This window comes from Clostridium sp. DL-VIII (genome assembly GCF_000230835.1).
Lineage (GTDB): Bacteria > Bacillota > Clostridia > Clostridiales > Clostridiaceae > Clostridium.
The window spans coordinates 1,397,998-1,414,364 of record NZ_CM001240.1 but is presented as its reverse complement, the minus strand read 5'-3'; the positions used below and the strand labels follow the sequence as shown (position 1 = coordinate 1,414,364).

Genomic DNA, 16,367 nt, shown 5'->3' with positions numbered 1-16,367 from the left:
CTATTTGTATTTTCACTCAGTCTGCCCCTAGCATACTTTTGTAATCTTTATTTATAGAAGCATTTTATTTCGAATATATCATCACTGCCACTATGCCAAGCAGATGCTGAATTTGCATCCTCTTTACGAATAATCGCAAGCCGACAAATTCCTATATCATTAGGATTCTTTTCACTACTAACCACATCAGTACAAGCTATTACATATGTATCTTTATCATTCATAATAGCTATACTAAAATAGAAAGACTTTTCGTGATCACCATTTTCAAATTTATCTCCTATTGAGCAACTGTATTTGCTTGAAACATATTCTCCAGAATAAAAATCAAGAAATTCTTTAAGCTTTCCATCAATGTTATCTATTTTTCCAAGAGCATTTTTTGAAAATAATCCTTTGATCTTTGAAATATCTCTGGTGTTTATAGTATCAAGCACTAATTTTTCTTGTTGTTCAACTTGCTACTCTTCATTTGGTGGACTATATATAAATGGTAGCTATATTGGTAAAGAACATGAAGTTAATCCCAAAACCATTGTTATAATCAACATAAACTTATATATAACAAATATTTCTCTTTTTAGTTTACTTAACAAAAATCTTTCTGACTTCATTTGGTCTGCTGTCCCTTTTCATCATTTTCATAAAAACATTTTATTTCTGGAACATCCTTACTTACACTGTGCCAAGCAGATGATAAATTTGCACTCGCTTTATGTATAATTTCAAGCTGACTAATTCCTACATCATCTAAATTCTTTGGATTACTAACCACATCAGTACAGGATATTAAATACAAATCTTTATCAGTAGTAATAGTAATGAGTAAATCAAAAGTCTTTTTGTGATTTCCATTTTCATATATGTCATCTATTGAACTACCATCTTTACTTGAAACATATTCTCCCGAATAGAAATCAAGAAATTCTTTAAGCTTTCCATCAATATCATCTATTTGAGAAATAGCATTTTTTGAAAATAATCCTTTAATAGCAGAAATATCTCTTGAATTTATTGTATCAAGCACTAATTTTTCTTGTTGTTCAATTTGCTGCTTTTCATCAGGTGGACTATACATAAATGGTGGCTGCATTAGCAAAGAGCATGAAGTTAATCCTAAAGCAATTGTTATAATCAATATAAATTTACATAAAACAGATATTTTTCTTTTTAGCTTATTTAATAAAAATCTTTCTAATTTCACTTTGTCTACTGCTCTTTTTCATCATTTTTATAAAAGCATTTTACTTCAGGAACATCCTTACTGCCACTATGATGCCAAGCATATGATGAATCAGCGTCAGCATCACGTATAATTTTAAGTTGGCAAATTCCAACATCATCCGGATTCTTTGGGCTGCTAATTACATCAGTGCAAGCTATTACATACGAGTCCTTATCAGTGGTAATAGAAATAATCAAATAAAAAGATTTTTTATGATTTCCGTTTTCAAAATTATCATCTATTGGACAACTATATTTGCTGGAAACATATTCTCCAGAATAAAAATTAAAGAATTCCTTAAGATTCCCATCAATATCATCTATTTGGGTAAGAGCACTTTTGGAAAATAAACTTTTTATTGCTGAAACATCTCTTTTATTTATTGTATCAAGCACTAATTTTTCCTGTTGTTCTACCTGTTGCTCTTCATTGGGAGGACTGTACATAAATTGTGGCGGTATTGGCAAAGAACATGAAGTTAATCCTAAAATCATTGTTATTATCAACATGAGCTTACCTAAAATATATATTTTGTTTTTTTTCTTCATAATATCACCATACCTTCAACATTTATTGCCATTCAAAATCTACAATATGTGTATCTGTATTAAAAGTTAAATACTCATCTTTTTCATATTCATCATAAAACTCTTCCCATAAATCATCATAACCAGAAAAATCTATTGTACCTGAAAGTACTATATTTTCTTGAGCTATATTTTGAAATTTGGGATTCCATCCTGTAATCCACCAGTTTGGTTCTCCTGGATCCCAATCAAAAATAGTTGTTATACCATCTATACTTGCATGTAAAGTCATATTTAGGACATTATCCTTTGAAGGTTCATATAGCCCTGGAATATTATCGATTGACGGTGTATTTATACCAGCAATGTCCACTGATGGTATACTGTGTTCATTGTCATATATTCCAACTTCTCCACCAGCACCCAAATTTAAATAATCGCCTTTCCACATCCAAATTATATACTCTATGTCCCCCACTTTAAACGGATATTTTAACTTATTCATACTTGTCGCTGCATTAAATACGTAATCATAAAAATCACAATAGCCTCCTATGTATTGCCAACAATCTGGTTGACTAGCGTGATAAACTCCATTTTCATCCTTTTCAAAATTCATTGCTGCAAAAGCATCTTTTGTTTCATCAGATTGAGTTAATGATACAGCTGTCTGGTTATCCAAAAGTTCCTTTGCATCTTTCTGAGTAGAACTTAGATTTTCTGGAACAAAATTAGGTATCCATTTGCCAGTTGCATCTAAATAATATCTATCGATTGTGGTATCCTTTGCCATGGAACCATCATCATTCAAATAGTACCAGCTTCCAGCATCTTTTATCCATCCTGTTTCCATTTCACCACTAGAATTTAAATAATACCAATTACCATTGTCTTGTACCCATCCTGTTTCCATTTCGCCACTAGAATTTAAATAATACCACTCACCATTAACTTGAATCCATCCCTCTGCCATAGATCCTTGTGGATACAAATAATACCAATTGCCTTGATCATAAAGCCAACCTGTTACAACCTTTCCAGTGTCATCAAGATAATACCACCAGCTATCTACAGGATCCCATCCTGTTCCTGTAACCATTTTTCCACTAGAATTTAAATGATATCCATCTTCTGTATCATTACTTTGCATTTCTCCATCTGAAAAATAATACCAATCTTTAGTGATTCCATCTTGCAGCCAGCCTGTACCACTGACCATTTTACCACTATTATCTAAATAAAATCCATCAATTGTATTATCCCATGTCATAGATCCACCAGGATAATTGAAATAGTAGAAATCACCGTCTATCCTATTCCACCCCTTGACCACTTCTCCATTAGAGCCTCCTACATAATACCAGGTACCGCTATTGTCCTCTTTAGTATTTACCCATCCTTCACTTGTTACCATTCGCCCATCAGGACCTAGATAATATCCATCAACTTCGTTGCTCCAGGTCATCGATCCATCATCATAAAAATAGTACCAGTAACCATCTAGTTCCTGCCACCCTGTAGCCATTGTACCATCAGAATAGTAATAATAATAGCTTCCATTGTCTTTTACCCATTCGCTCATATATATTATCTATCCTCCCCTCATTCTTCAAGAGAAACATAAGTTTCTCTACTGCTTCCGTCCATTATTACATTATTTCCTTTGATATAGAAATCACCTTCTATTGAAACTTTATGTGAGTTATTTCTTTTCATCAGCAATATCTGACTTTGAGCTTTTATTTTTACTCTTTTTTGTGTTTTGATTGTTATTTCTCCGTCTGCATTTAAGCTTAGTTTCTTTGGACTTTTAATATGAACTCCTTTTTTGTCATCAAAGCTTATGCTCATATTTTTTCTATTTCCAGCCTTTATACTCAATTCTTCTGGAAGCATTGCTATTTCATTTCCCCTTTCAGTCTGAAAGTATTTATTTTCTGGATCTGCTGTTTGTTTGCAGCTATCTCCATTTTTCCTTACGCAGCCTGTAACTATTGGATTTTCAGTCTCTTCATTTGGGAAATAAAGCCTTGCACTTTCTCCAACTAATGGCATTGAATACATTATGTTTACTGAAGGTGGGGCATAATCAAACCAGTAGGCTGTACCTTTATCTTGATTTTCATCTATGTTTAAATTAAGCTTTACCTGCTCCTTTTGTGTTGCAATGACTTTACCTTCTAAAGTTGCTCCTTTTAGGAGTTTATTGTAAATTATCCTTTGCCAAACTCCATCTTTTCTGCATAGCTTGTACTTATAAAAGATTTCTTCTTTATCTCTATAGGCTTCATATTCTCTGACATATAAATCCTTTTGCTTATAATTAATTTTTGAGCCTATTTCAAAAATATCTTTTTTCTCTATTTCATAATAAAAGAAATCTGTATCATCATAGCCTGCATCATATCCTCCTGCTTCATGAAATCCCTTAATATCTTTATAGACATCATAATCTATATTATCGTCTAATTCATAGCTTTGATTATTGACAATTCCAAAATTAAACATGCAGTTTAAATTTATTATATTACAGTATAGTTCTGAATTTAATTCACTGACAATTCTCTTTAAAAACTCCCAGTCTGTTTCTTTATATTGAAATAATGGCTTATTAATTTTTTCTCCATTTCCTACATTCTGACTGAAGGAGAAACCTGAGTAATCTTCTAATATTTTTCCTATAACAGCATCATAGGTCATATTAACATTTTGAAAGGATCTGCTATTTTTCTTTATGTCTAGTTTTGAGCTTGAAGTTAAGGCTTGAATTTCTAAATAATAAACAGAATTTACATTTGTTGTTTTAACACTTTTAACTATTCCATAAAATAATCTTGTGCTGTTATTTTCATCAACTTCGTTTATATCAACGGTTTCTTCATCCTTTGTATTTTCTGTTTCCTCATAAACACATATTTCATCTTCTGTGGAAGCTTTTATAGCAGAATCAAAATTTATACTTTCATCTATTAAACATTTTAAGTATAGATAACCATGTTCATTAGGCTTATTCTCGATTTTTATATCTACTATTTTCATTAACTTATATGGTGACTTTACCCTTAGTTTATGAATCTCTCCCATCTATTTACCTCCCTTTAATCTCTTAAGTTTTTACTCCTGACCATCTGTAATGAATCCTATTACTCCTCCATAGGCACATATTAAAACTGAAGCTGTAGTTAATGCTCCTGCTCCTTCAATTAAGGTATCTTCCTTAGAGTTCATCCACTTGTTTAATATCATAATCTGACACTTTTTTGTTCTTTCATCGCTGCCATTTGAAGGGCAGCTTCCTCTGCATATTCCAAAAGTTCCTATATTTGAACCTATTATATTATCATTTTCATTCATTATTGGATTTCCATTTGAATAAGCTCCATGACTTACAGGCAGATTTATTCTTTTTATCTCATTTCCTTTATTACATATCATCTGTGCTCCTCTGACTACATAGGCTGTACCAATTTCCAACTTTATCATCTCCTATTTTCATTATGCATTATCATAAACTTCTAATCTTTTTAGACTCATTCCCTTAAATTCTCTTCTAAGCAGACTTTCTGCAACCTCTAATCTTACTACTACAAGAGTTTTTTCACTTTCCTTTATTTTAAAAATCTTCTTATTCTTAATTTTTTCTTTGTCTAATATAACTTTTTTTACTATCGTCTTATTTAAATTTAATTCTGCTTTTTCACTCAAGCATTCTAGCTCTTCAAATATTGGCATATAATAGTTGCCTTGTTTCTTATACTGCAAATCTATAAGCGGAACAGTTTTAAACAGAATTCCCGGATCATACTTTTCAATTATTTTCTTCATTTCTTCTGAGATCAGGAATAAGTTTCTATCTAAAATGTCTAAAAACTCTGTTTCCTCATGACATTTAACATTAAATATAAGAATATCATCAATCTTATGAGCATTTAATAAATTTATATTTCTAACATCTAATTTACTAAACACATCTATTAGCACTGGTGCATTTGTATATTCTTCATCCTGCTTTAATAAAAAATAATCCATGTTTTTTCCTTTCTGATAAAATTCAGTTATGATTTTTTAGCATTTATTTGAATTCCAGCATCCATATATTCACCTGCCATAATGACTATATCTTCTTTCTTTTTCATTTCTCTATATGAAGCGCATTCTAAAAAGCTTTTAAGTATTCCTCTGATTATGTTTAAGGCTACGTTGTTATATTTATTTGCTTCTTTAAGCTTTATATCTTCTATATCCTTTTCCTTAATGGTTCTTAAGTATTCTTTTTTCTTTTCTGAAAGCTCTTTCATATGTTCAAAAAGAGGTTCATAAATGAAGTTTAAATCTATATTTATTGAACATTCTTCTTTATCTAAAAACCACTTTTCATCATATAAATCGATTCTCCATTCTGCTTTATTTTCAAGAAGGTTGGTTCTAAGCATTGAAAAATAAATATACTTTATTTCTCCTTTTAAATCTTTTTCTTGAAATAAAATGGCTTCTTTACATACAGAATCAAATTTTGAAGTTAGCTCTTCTTTTATACTGTCTTTATGCTCATTATAATTTTCCAGAATATTTTTTAATTCTTCCTTATATCTATTCTCTACATATTTCTCCTGAAATTCTTTTAATACTTTATCTTTATCAACTCTTATTATCATCTCTTTAGCACCTGTGAAGTTTTTTACTCTTGAACGTTCACCTTTCCTCCACTCATTGTTATATCATCTTTTATTAGCATACTTGCGCCTGCCTGAGTCAGCTTAATTCCTTTATGCCCTTTAATTTCCACCTTAGCTCCGCCATTTATTTCTATGTCATCTTTAGCATCTAGTACTATTTTTTTATTACTATTTACTTCTATGCCACCGTCATCAGTCATTCTCATAAGAAGACTTCCATTTCCTATTATTTCAACGGAACCTGGACTCATAACAATTTCTTTTCCATACTTTGTGCTTATGCTCTTTACAGATGGATCGCTTCGTTTACTATCATCAATTCCGTCATAATGCATTGAGCTTATTACATACGCATGTTTTTCTTCATTGTCCGGGAAATATAATCTAACTACATCTTCAATTTCAGGCATGCAATACCAGCCTGTACCATCTGGCTGTGAAAATATAGTTGAAAATTCAAACCATCGTGCAGAATTTTTATCTGTTGGACTTCCATCTATTTCTAGTGAAACTTTAACCTTATCCTTTTGAGTATCTAAAACTCTTCCTTGAAGTGATAGACCTACCATTTTGTCGTTATATACTCTATTTACCTTCATTCCATCTTCATCTCTTAATATGTATTTACTAGTGATTACTCCACCTTCAAGCTCTGTTTCATCTCTATATACTAAAAGTGTTCTACCTTTAAAATTAACTTTGTTATATAACTTCATTAACTTATTAGTTGTTATTTCATAACTTACTAAGTTTAAATCATTTATTTCATAAGCTTCATTAGCTGTTTTCTTATTATATTCCTGCAAGCCTTTTTCTATGGAATAGTTAAATTCGTCAATATCATAAACTACACTTTCTCCTGCTCCGCCTATGGAATATTTTATTCCTGTCATTCTGCATTCTGGCACTAGTGCAACATTGAAATAAGATGCTATTCTCTTTAAGAATTCCCAATCTGTTTCCTTATATTGAACTATTAGTCCATCTATTTTAGTTCCATTAGTGATGTTATCTACCATTACTAAATCACCATAGCTGGCATTTTTCTTCTTAAAAATCTCACCATAAGTAAGCTTGGTATCTTGATATGAACCGCTGACTTTTCTTACGTCCATTAAAAAAGTCTTACTTAACGCTTCCACCTCTAAGGTTCTTACGTCATTTTGAGCTTTTATGCCGATCTTAGTTACATATCCATTAAATAAAACTGTTGTATTTCCATCATCATCCTTTAGTGACACATTAATAGTTTCCTCTGCTTCTGCATTTTCAACATATTTATCTGTATTTTCATCACTTATAATTCCGCTAAGCCAAAGCTTTGAGTGTTCATTTAATTCATTAATTATTTTAAGCTTTGTTAACTTTTGAAATTTATAAGGTTCAACTATAATATCCCCTTGACCATATACATATTCTTCACTCATTAATTTTCCTCTCCTTTATCTTCTTTTATTACTTTTATAGTTTTAATAAATTGAAAAGCAATGTCTCTCCATTCTCCGTATCCAGCATATGGACACATAAATGTCCCTATTAGTGCTTTACCTTCAAATTCAAGAAGAAACACTAAACTGCATATAGGCTCATCTATCGTATAGCTTTTAAATTCAAAAAAGCCTATATTTTTAGAATCAACTTCTATTACACCATCTTCATAAAAGACATTTATAGGATTAGAATTCTTCGCTCCATCTTTTATTTTATCTTTTACTTTCTCAACACTTCCTTCATCTAAGGGTTTATCAATAATTTTAAAAGTTATACGAGTATCTCCCTTTTCATCGCATTTTATTATGTCAGGTTCATCTTCTTGTGGATAATTTAGTTTTCTTGCTTCATCTGGCATGTCCTCAAAATCCTTTGGGATATACATCTTTAGCTTTCCTTCAAAAAAGTCTGTTTCTTCAAATTCATAATACCTATTTCCAATTTTAATTGGCTTATCTTTAATATCTTTTCTTGCTTCTTTGGCTTCCACTGCATTTATGAAATCCAAAATTTTTTCGTCAACCCATTCTGCCATATATCCTCTCCTCCTTTTATCTTTTACTGAAAAAATCCATAGGCTTTTCTCATTAATTACTAATTGTCAATTGTTAATCGTATATTAATCAATAAGTATCTTCTTAAATCTTCCATTCCCTCTATGTCCATGGCTTCCCATACCATCTTTTGCACCTTTTAATATGTCTGAAAGATAATAATATAGATCTATATTGCTGTAATATCCTATCTCAATACTTAATTTATAAGCTAAATAACTCTGTATTATCTCCTTTTGAATAGCATCTTTACTTTGAACACACATCATAGCAAAAGAAATATCCCAAGGCTCATTTAAATTGCATTCTAACATTTCTCTTCCAAATCTTCTTAGGATTTCAGGATTTAAGCTGCTTTCTCCATAAGCTGCATATGGTGCATGTATTGTATTTACAGTATCGTATTCCGTACCCAAATCTATAAAGTCTGTATGATTACTTCTAAGCTTTGCACCATTTCTTAACTTAAATCTGCATATTTCAATTTCATTTTCTTCAAGATTTAATTCTTCTGTTAAACTTATTTCTGTAGAGTTTATTTTAAAGTCGCTATCCTGCATTTCAGGCAGAAATTTTACTTTTAAAATCGTAAGCTTATTATTGCAGGTGTATTCAAGTTCGTTATCTTCCTGCAAAATATAAATCACATCATGGTACTTTATTATTCCTTTTGATATTTTTATGTAATTATCAAAAACCTCTAAATCACATCCAGAAATTATCCCTTCAGAATATCCCTTAAACTGTGCATCAAAAAACTCCCTCGGAAAATCCCTAAGCTCCTCAAGCATTTCAATTTTCAAAAGCCGTCCACTATTAAAAAGCGGATATCTATTTTCAAACACCTTTCTCCCTCCTTTTCCTCAAAACCCTCTCAGTTTTCATTTCACAAACAAATTCTGAAGAATATATATTCTAATATTCTCAAGAATAAATATTCTTCAGAATACTTATTCTTTGCCATATATATGGCTCAAAATTTCTTAAAATAAATATAATAATCCTACACGAATTTATCATCTAAACTATAACTCTATAAAATTAAGTTCATACTAAACCAGAAATCTTATACATTTTTCTGCAACAGGCATTTGAAATTGAGCTGATGAAGGTTCTTAAGCAGAGAACCCAAATCTATGATTTGGTATGAATCGCTTACTCAGTGAACGAACGTGAGTCGAGTTTCCTCTGGAGCTTGTTCTATTTGTTGCGAACTTGCTTCAGGAGCATGCAGAAATGGTTGCAAGCTCTCATTTAGAACTTTCCAGCGAAAATTTCATAAGTCCTGTGGAAGAACAATGTATCAGATTTCGGTATTCAGTCATGAACTTAATTACTTAAGTCCATCAAAGAAGTTTCTCTCCCACTTGTCATTTTCAAAATAGAAGAAGGTTTCTTTTCCTATATATAGTTCTTCTTCTTTTCTTAAGATAGCTAGTACATAAAATCCCCACAGTTCTTCTTCTTCCCATACAAAAAATTTCACTTCATTATTTTCTATGTTATCTGTTTCGTGCTGGCTTATATTTGAATATCTCTGACCAATTATCTTTGCATCTGTCTTTTCTAATTCTTCTTCATTAAACTGATAATTGTATTCGTATTTTACATTATCATTATTATCCTTTAGATATAATTTAAGAAGAATTCTATCCATAAATCTTGATATGAAGCCTTTATTTATTTCTCTGCCTTTAATTAAAGTCTTTTGTTCTCCTGTATGAGTATAGGCTGTTAAAACATATGGAAGGGTTGGAGTCTTGCTTTCTATATTTATATCTGCATAGCCAAAGTTTCTTGCATATAGATATTTTAGTGAACCTTTAAGACATGCAAGCTTTAACTCGTATTCTTCCTTAGTCTCTTTTTTACTTTTATTAACTTCAATTATTCTGCCTGGTATAAATTCTTTTAAAGCATCTCTAAATATATCTACCTTACAGGATTGTCCTGTTAATTTAATAAGGGAATAGTCATATAACTCATCATTTTCATATAATTTTTCTAAGAATTTCTTTATTATGTTATAGACATCGCCCTTTATTAAGGTAGTTATCTCATATATGCTAAGTGAAAGACTTGGTGCTTCTTTCACTACCTGCAGGCTGCCTTTATTCATATAGGAAAGTTTCCATTTATCAAAGTTAATTATATTTTCGCCCTTTAATTTTTCATCTTTTGGTGTTAGTTTTACCTCCAAAAGCTCAGGATTTGCAAAGAATATTTTTTTAACTTCTTCTGCTAAATCAAATAAGAAATAATAATTGTTTCTAACCTTGCAGTAATCTTCTTTACTTCTTGTCTCATATAATTGAAATTTTGTTGGAATTATAACTTCTGCTCTTTCATATTCTTCATTTAAGGTCTCATATAATTCATTTATTCCGTTCTTATCTACAAATCTGAATACATCTATTTTAAATTCATCTATTATAGCTTTTTTTATGCCGTCTTCTCCACCTATTAAAGCATTTGCCATTAATATTTTTATAAACTGAAGAATTCTAAAGGTTAAATTATTTCCTCCAAAATCTGTATCACCATTCTTATAGGAGGTTTCTATATCCAGCTTATAAGCTACCCTGCTATTGGTTATGCTGAAGCTGCAGCCTGAAAGATCCGTAGTTCCTCCACCGCAGTCTATAATAAGCGCTTTATACCACTCACCTTGGACATATTTCTTCTTTTCTATTAATTCAGATATGGTGTTATAAAGCACAGCAACACTTTCTTCTAATATATTTGCATTTTCAACTGTATAATCGCTTAAGATATCCTTAAATAAAGTATGAAATTTATATTTCTGCTTTGATGGACAGGATATATAAATATTCTTGAATTTACATTTAAATCTCTGCTGTGCTAAAGATATAATGTAATTTAAATAAGCTTTTATGATATCTTTTCTTTTTATAAAAGTAGTTTTTTCTTTTATATCAATTACTTTTTCTTCTTTTTCAAAATCACTTATCCATCTTTTTATGTCATAAAATAAGCTCATACCATCATCTATATATCTTCTTCTCGATTCAATAATGGCATCATATCCAAAGGCATATTCTATCTCATCTTCTTTTATATTTTTAACTCCTACAATACTCGGTATAAGAGGAGTTATTTCCATATCCTTTTTAGTTCCATTGATTATTTTTACAAATTTTACTTTGTCCTCTTCATAATCTGAGTATTCACGACTTTCGGTTAAGTTCTCATTTAATCCTGGAAATATTTCTTTATCTATATAAATACCAGCTGTTGTATTTGACGTACCAAAATCAATAGCCAGCGGCATCTTTGTCTCTTTCAATTCCTTTACTTCAAATTGTAGTATTGGTAAAGCTGTAAATTTAATTAAATAATCTACTTCGATAGTATCACCTTCATAGGTGTCATAAAGAAGCTCTGAAGTTTTTTCTGAAAAGAATAAAAGGCTATAGTTCCTGCTTTCTGCTTCCTTTGCTTCTACTGTTTCACCCTTTGTTAAGAAATACTTTTCCTCATTATTTTTCACTATTTTTTTTACATTAAATACAGTGCAGATTTTATAGTGATTATCAACTAAAAGTACATTTCCTTCTTCTATTTCTTCCTTACTCTTTAAAACATAATTATCATAAATATCGAGGGCTAAATTTTCATAAAGTGTAATTTTCCCTGGATAGTCTATATCATTATTTGTAACTATTTCTTTTTTACTTCTCTCTAAAAGCCTTTCTATTCTTTCAATTCCACCAACTAAGTAATTATTTATTAGTTTACTTTCTTTTTCCCCTCTGTACTTCATTATGAGCCTTATTAATTCTTCTTTATCAAGAGGATTTATTATGCTCTTAACGAGCTTTTCTTTGTTACATATTTCTCTTAGCTGAAAAGTATTCATAAGTCTTAAGTCTTTTTCCTTATACTTATTCTTTTTATTTTCCTCTTCATTCACCTTATGTAGCTTGTATGAATATAAACTCATCTTGTCCTCCCATTTACAAATGCTTTTCTGGCATTTTAATTAATACTAAAATCAAAAGTATTACTCAATCATAACTATTTCATTTATCTTCATGGTATTCTCTAATCCTATAATTCCAAAATGCTTGTCCCAAAATATCAGCGGCTTCATGTTTATAGGTAAAAAGGTTTCAACTATAACATTAATTTTAGTTTCAAGTTTCTTCTCTTGGTATTCATCTAAGTAAATATAAACATTTTTAGGTCTTTCCTTACTTATATAGATCACACTATTTACAAAAATTTTTCTTAAAACTTCTTTAAATAATTGAAGAGATATTCCAGCTCTGTATATAGTGATAAAACCATTTAATAAAACATCTAATTCTTCTTTTTCAAAGCATAGTATATCTTTTGCAAGTTTCTCTCCAAATACTGAATTTAAAATATCCTTAAACAAGAATTTCTTATAAAATTCTGTCTTGCATAATCCCATTTTTAAGTCTAATTCTCCTAAATAATGTAACAATACATCTAAGAGAACCTCTCTGAGTTCTTGGTTTTCTTCTATATTAATATTGAATAAATCTTTAAAAATCTCATAAAATCTATAGTATTCATTTACTTCTATTACATTATCTTCTGGAAGGGAAGTTAAATTAAGGTCGTTAAGAGAAATCTCCATATAAGGACTACTCATTTTTGCATGTACAAACTTTATATCTTCTCTTTTCATGTTTTGCTTATCTGCCTTTAACAGCATCTCCCAAATATAATTCATATTAATCTTCCTTCACACTTATATTCTGGATAAAGCAATTGAATTTCTGATACTAGGAAACTTAGAATATCCTTGTTTAAATAGTTTTCTTTGTTTACCGGTTCAAAATATAAAACAAGAAATTTTTTTATATTTTCTTCTCTTATTTCATCTATTATAAAATCATTTACCTCATAGGTCTGTTTTGATTCCTCTGGATAATTTTCTATAAGCTTAACCTCATTAAACACTAAATCTTTAGAAACCTTATACGAATTTATGAGTCTTGCGAGTTCCGTTTTAGTTTTTATTGTATAAGGCTTTTCAAAAGCTAATTTATTTGTAAAATTTACTTTTACTTCATTAGTCATAACCTCGTACTTGTATTTCTTATTCTTATTTTTATGTGAATCCACAACGCATAAAAGTCTCCAATCAACTGGCTTGTCTGCATTTGCACATATTATTACAGCTTCCTTGGTAAAGGTAACATAATTAAAATAATCATTTTCTTCATCTACTAGGTACCCATTTTTTGTTCCTTCCTTTACAATAGAAATTTCATGTTCATGACTTACTTTATCTATACATGGCACTGGAAAGCCTTCACACTTTAAGCTGAGTTCTTTTATATTCCAGAGTGGCAACATATCATATTCTATGAATTTAGCATATTCTCCAAAGTCAACTTCAATAGAACTTATGTTTTCATCCTTAGTAATATTTCCTTCTACTCTTGTTAAAACTACATCTGCAAATTTATAAATATATGGATTATTTAACGTAGTCCAAGGAATATTATTCTTTATAAAGCTTTTATATAGCTTGCTTATTTTGTTAATATATTGTCTGTTTTCTATTATTTTAAAATCAGCTTCATAAATTTTCTTGTTTGTTGTTATACGGCCATTTATATTAAAATCTTTCTCTATAAATTCTTTAAATATTAAATAATCACATTTAAGAAAAACCTTAAAAATATTTTTAGTTTCATTATTTTCAAGTGCCTCTAGAATCTCCGCAACATCATAAGTCTTTTCTTCTACATCTTCAGCTGTCATTGGATATAAGAAATCATCAGTTGCATCTAACTTATCCCTTTTAACTATTGTTGAATAAATATTATACTTTTCTTTTATATAAGGAACTTCATTAAATACTCTTTTTTCTATAGCATTAAGTCTATCCTTTGAATGTTCTTCCAGAGCTTCAAATACACTGCTCATTATTTTTTTTAATAAGACTCTATCCTTTAAATCCTTTATATCATTTAATTTCTCATAAATTCTCTCATCCATTTTTTCACCTGCGTTTAATTATTTATTTTGTTGCAGTTTGAGCTTGATTTGAACCCGAAGCTGCCGCTGAAGCCTGATCTATAGCTTTTAATTTTTCAGTTACTTGTGATACATCATCAGTATCTCCTATACTTGTATAAGCATCCTTAGCTAAACCATATAATACTTTTGCTGATGTATTATCACCTGCTGCATATTTTTTATCAGCTTCTGCCTTATATTGATCGGCTTCACTTTTTTTATCTGAAGTTTCACTGATTTTTTTATCCATAAGCGCTATTTTATCTACTAATTCATCAGCTAAGCTGTTATCTTTTGCTGTTTCAAAGGCTTCTTTAGCTAATTCATAATACATTTTTGCACTTACATAATCACCAGCTGTATATTTTAAATCTCCATTTTTTCTTAAATCTATGGCTTTAGCCTCACTATCATCTGCTGCCTTCTTATCATCTGCTGCCTTTTTTGCTGCATCATCATCTGCCTGCTTTTGATCTGCTGCTGCTTTATCTGCATCAGCCTTTTGCTGCTTTGCATCTGCTGCTTTTTGATCATAAATCTTTTGGATTTTATCCATAGCTTCTTTCTTTTCATCTTTTAAATTAGAATCCAAAGCCAAATCTTTAGCATCTAAGTAATTTTGAAGAGCGCCATCTAAATCTCCATCATCAAATTGTTTATCAGCTAAGGTTAATAGGTCTGAAATCTTGATGCATTGTTTTGCTATATCTATTTTATTTAATATATAATCTCTTGCTGCATCTTCTGAGTCTCCTGCCTTTTCTAAGGCCAGGGTATATTTATCTAAGGCATCATCATATTTTTTATCATCTAGAGCTTTATCACCATCAAGTATTATTCCTGTGTATTTATAATCAGCATCTAAAGTTTTTTCATCATCAGGAAGCTTGTACTTTTCTGCTATATCTAGAGCACTCTTATATGATGCATTGGCTTTTTCCATATTGTCCTCTTGAATGTATTCTTCTGCATCCTGTTTATCTTTATTCATTACGGCAATGTCATTAGCTTTCTTATGTTTATATATCATAAATGCCCCTACTCCTATTGCTATGATTAAGAGTAAGAGTATTGAAACTATTATTGCTATTTTTATTTTTTTGCTTCTCTTTGGATCTAGATATGCTTTTTCTACAAAAGTCATAGCTAAAGTATAGTTTTCTATTTCTTTTCCCTGTCTTGATAAAATCATATCTTCAACATTATCAATTACTTCTTTAGGCTCTTTTGCACCTTCTAAAGAATCTTCTATTTCTTTAGGATCACAATTCTCCCATATTCCCTTTGTTAAAAGTGCAAACACATCACCATCAAAGAGCTTTATTTTCTTTGACACATATGGCCTTTTAAAATCACTTTTTCCTAAATATGCAGAAAGGTTATTCCTCTCAGTATGCTTTGCCATTGCATCTAGAGGAATCATTTCATCATCTACTAATTGTTGTGCTAAAGATTGATCCTTACTTCTCTGCTTTAGATATCCATCTCTAAAATAATAAAATCTTGTATTTCCTATAACTGAATAAACTAATTTGCTATAGTTAGTTACAACCACTGTCATTGATGCCTTTAACCTGACATTTCTGCTGCTTTTTATAAGTTCATCATTTACATTTTTTAAGTATTTCCTTAAAATGAATCTGTTCATAGTAGGTTTTGCTGTAAAATTCTTTATAAAATTTGTTACTGCTATTTTTGCACTTTCTAATTCTTTATCTTTATCTATTCCATCAGCTATTACATAACATGCATAATTATCTAATTCAACAAAAGCAAAATAATCTTTATTTTGTAGATAAGTTCCTTCTTCTGATATGAAACTTGTATTAAATTTTGAGTTTAGCTTCCTCATTTTATTCACCCTAACTTAGCT

Annotated in this window: 15 protein-coding genes; all 15 read right to left on the bottom strand. The window is 30.1% G+C overall.

Features of this window, described 5'->3' with window-relative positions; genetic code table 11:
* Positions 1-47: 47 nt before the first annotated feature.
* Positions 48-437, bottom strand: a complete 390-nt coding sequence (locus CDLVIII_RS06375; protein WP_035301685.1) for a DUF5104 domain-containing protein — start codon at positions 435-437, stop codon at positions 48-50.
* 173 nt (positions 438-610) lie between these two features.
* A complete protein-coding gene (locus CDLVIII_RS06370; RefSeq protein WP_009168612.1) occupies positions 611-1,204 on the bottom strand; it encodes a DUF5104 domain-containing protein in 594 nt (197 codons plus the stop codon).
* A 5-nt stretch (positions 1,205-1,209) separates the two neighbouring features.
* The gene (locus CDLVIII_RS06365; protein ID WP_009168611.1) at positions 1,210-1,773 is read right to left on the bottom strand and encodes a DUF5104 domain-containing protein; all 564 of its coding nucleotides are present in this window, start codon (positions 1,771-1,773) and stop codon (positions 1,210-1,212) included.
* Between the two features lie 22 nt (positions 1,774-1,795).
* Complete coding sequence (locus tag CDLVIII_RS29165; protein ID WP_009168610.1) at positions 1,796-3,334, bottom strand: DUF4474 domain-containing protein; 1,539 nt, start codon at positions 3,332-3,334, stop codon at positions 1,796-1,798.
* Between the two features lie 20 nt (positions 3,335-3,354).
* On the bottom strand, positions 3,355-4,836 hold the full coding sequence (locus tag CDLVIII_RS06355) for a hypothetical protein (protein ID WP_009168609.1): 1,482 nt from the start codon (positions 4,834-4,836) through the stop codon (positions 3,355-3,357).
* Between the two features lie 30 nt (positions 4,837-4,866).
* Positions 4,867-5,235, bottom strand: a complete 369-nt coding sequence (locus tag CDLVIII_RS06350) for a DUF4280 domain-containing protein (protein ID WP_035301684.1) — start codon at positions 5,233-5,235, stop codon at positions 4,867-4,869.
* 12 nt (positions 5,236-5,247) lie between these two features.
* On the bottom strand, positions 5,248-5,781 hold the full coding sequence (locus CDLVIII_RS06345) for a DUF1629 domain-containing protein (protein ID WP_009168607.1): 534 nt from the start codon (positions 5,779-5,781) through the stop codon (positions 5,248-5,250).
* A 26-nt stretch (positions 5,782-5,807) separates the two neighbouring features.
* On the bottom strand, positions 5,808-6,407 hold the full coding sequence (locus CDLVIII_RS06340) for a hypothetical protein (RefSeq protein ID WP_009168606.1): 600 nt from the start codon (positions 6,405-6,407) through the stop codon (positions 5,808-5,810).
* A 23-nt stretch (positions 6,408-6,430) separates the two neighbouring features.
* Positions 6,431-7,855: a phage baseplate assembly protein V gene (locus CDLVIII_RS06335; RefSeq protein WP_009168605.1), complete on the bottom strand. Its 1,425-nt coding sequence runs from the start codon at positions 7,853-7,855 to the stop codon at positions 6,431-6,433.
* Complete coding sequence (locus CDLVIII_RS06330) at positions 7,855-8,454, bottom strand: hypothetical protein (protein WP_009168604.1); 600 nt, start codon at positions 8,452-8,454, stop codon at positions 7,855-7,857. Before CDLVIII_RS06330 ends, CDLVIII_RS06335 begins: the two co-directional genes overlap by 1 nt.
* 84 nt (positions 8,455-8,538) lie before the next feature.
* Positions 8,539-9,318 carry a hypothetical protein gene (locus CDLVIII_RS06325; RefSeq protein ID WP_009168603.1) on the bottom strand — a complete coding sequence of 260 codons (780 nt, stop codon included), beginning with the start codon at positions 9,316-9,318 and terminating at the stop codon, positions 8,539-8,541.
* A 488-nt stretch (positions 9,319-9,806) separates the two neighbouring features.
* Positions 9,807-12,437: a molecular chaperone gene (locus CDLVIII_RS06320; RefSeq protein ID WP_009168602.1), complete on the bottom strand. Its 2,631-nt coding sequence runs from the start codon at positions 12,435-12,437 to the stop codon at positions 9,807-9,809.
* A gap of 60 nt (positions 12,438-12,497) precedes the next feature.
* Positions 12,498-13,196 (bottom strand): hypothetical protein, encoded by a 699-nt coding sequence (locus CDLVIII_RS06315; protein ID WP_009168601.1) that lies wholly within the window; start codon positions 13,194-13,196, stop codon positions 12,498-12,500.
* The gene (locus CDLVIII_RS06310) at positions 13,193-14,473 is read right to left on the bottom strand and encodes a hypothetical protein (RefSeq protein WP_009168600.1); all 1,281 of its coding nucleotides are present in this window, start codon (positions 14,471-14,473) and stop codon (positions 13,193-13,195) included. Before CDLVIII_RS06310 ends, CDLVIII_RS06315 begins: the two co-directional genes overlap by 4 nt.
* 22 nt (positions 14,474-14,495) lie before the next feature.
* Positions 14,496-16,346: a serine/threonine protein phosphatase gene (locus CDLVIII_RS06305; RefSeq protein WP_009168599.1), complete on the bottom strand. Its 1,851-nt coding sequence runs from the start codon at positions 16,344-16,346 to the stop codon at positions 14,496-14,498.
* Between the last annotated feature and the right edge of the window lie 21 nt (positions 16,347-16,367).

Coding starts and splice junctions, on each gene's coding strand:
- CDLVIII_RS06365 (WP_009168611.1), bottom strand. CDS start 1,773: ATGAAGAAAAAAAACAAAATATATATTTTAGGTAAGCTCATGTTGATA.
- CDLVIII_RS29165 (WP_009168610.1), bottom strand. CDS start 3,334: ATGAGCGAATGGGTAAAAGACAATGGAAGCTATTATTATTACTATTCT.
- CDLVIII_RS06355 (WP_009168609.1), bottom strand. CDS start 4,836: ATGGGAGAGATTCATAAACTAAGGGTAAAGTCACCATATAAGTTAATG.
- CDLVIII_RS06350 (WP_035301684.1), bottom strand. CDS start 5,235: ATGATAAAGTTGGAAATTGGTACAGCCTATGTAGTCAGAGGAGCACAG.
- CDLVIII_RS06345 (WP_009168607.1), bottom strand. CDS start 5,781: ATGGATTATTTTTTATTAAAGCAGGATGAAGAATATACAAATGCACCA.
- CDLVIII_RS06340 (WP_009168606.1), bottom strand. CDS start 6,407: ATGATAATAAGAGTTGATAAAGATAAAGTATTAAAAGAATTTCAGGAG.
- CDLVIII_RS06335 (WP_009168605.1), bottom strand. CDS start 7,855: ATGAGTGAAGAATATGTATATGGTCAAGGGGATATTATAGTTGAACCT.
- CDLVIII_RS06330 (WP_009168604.1), bottom strand. CDS start 8,454: ATGGCAGAATGGGTTGACGAAAAAATTTTGGATTTCATAAATGCAGTG.
- CDLVIII_RS06320 (WP_009168602.1), bottom strand. CDS start 12,437: ATGAGTTTATATTCATACAAGCTACATAAGGTGAATGAAGAGGAAAAT.
- CDLVIII_RS06315 (WP_009168601.1), bottom strand. CDS start 13,196: ATGAATTATATTTGGGAGATGCTGTTAAAGGCAGATAAGCAAAACATG.
- CDLVIII_RS06310 (WP_009168600.1), bottom strand. CDS start 14,473: ATGGATGAGAGAATTTATGAGAAATTAAATGATATAAAGGATTTAAAG.
- CDLVIII_RS06305 (WP_009168599.1), bottom strand. CDS start 16,346: ATGAGGAAGCTAAACTCAAAATTTAATACAAGTTTCATATCAGAAGAA.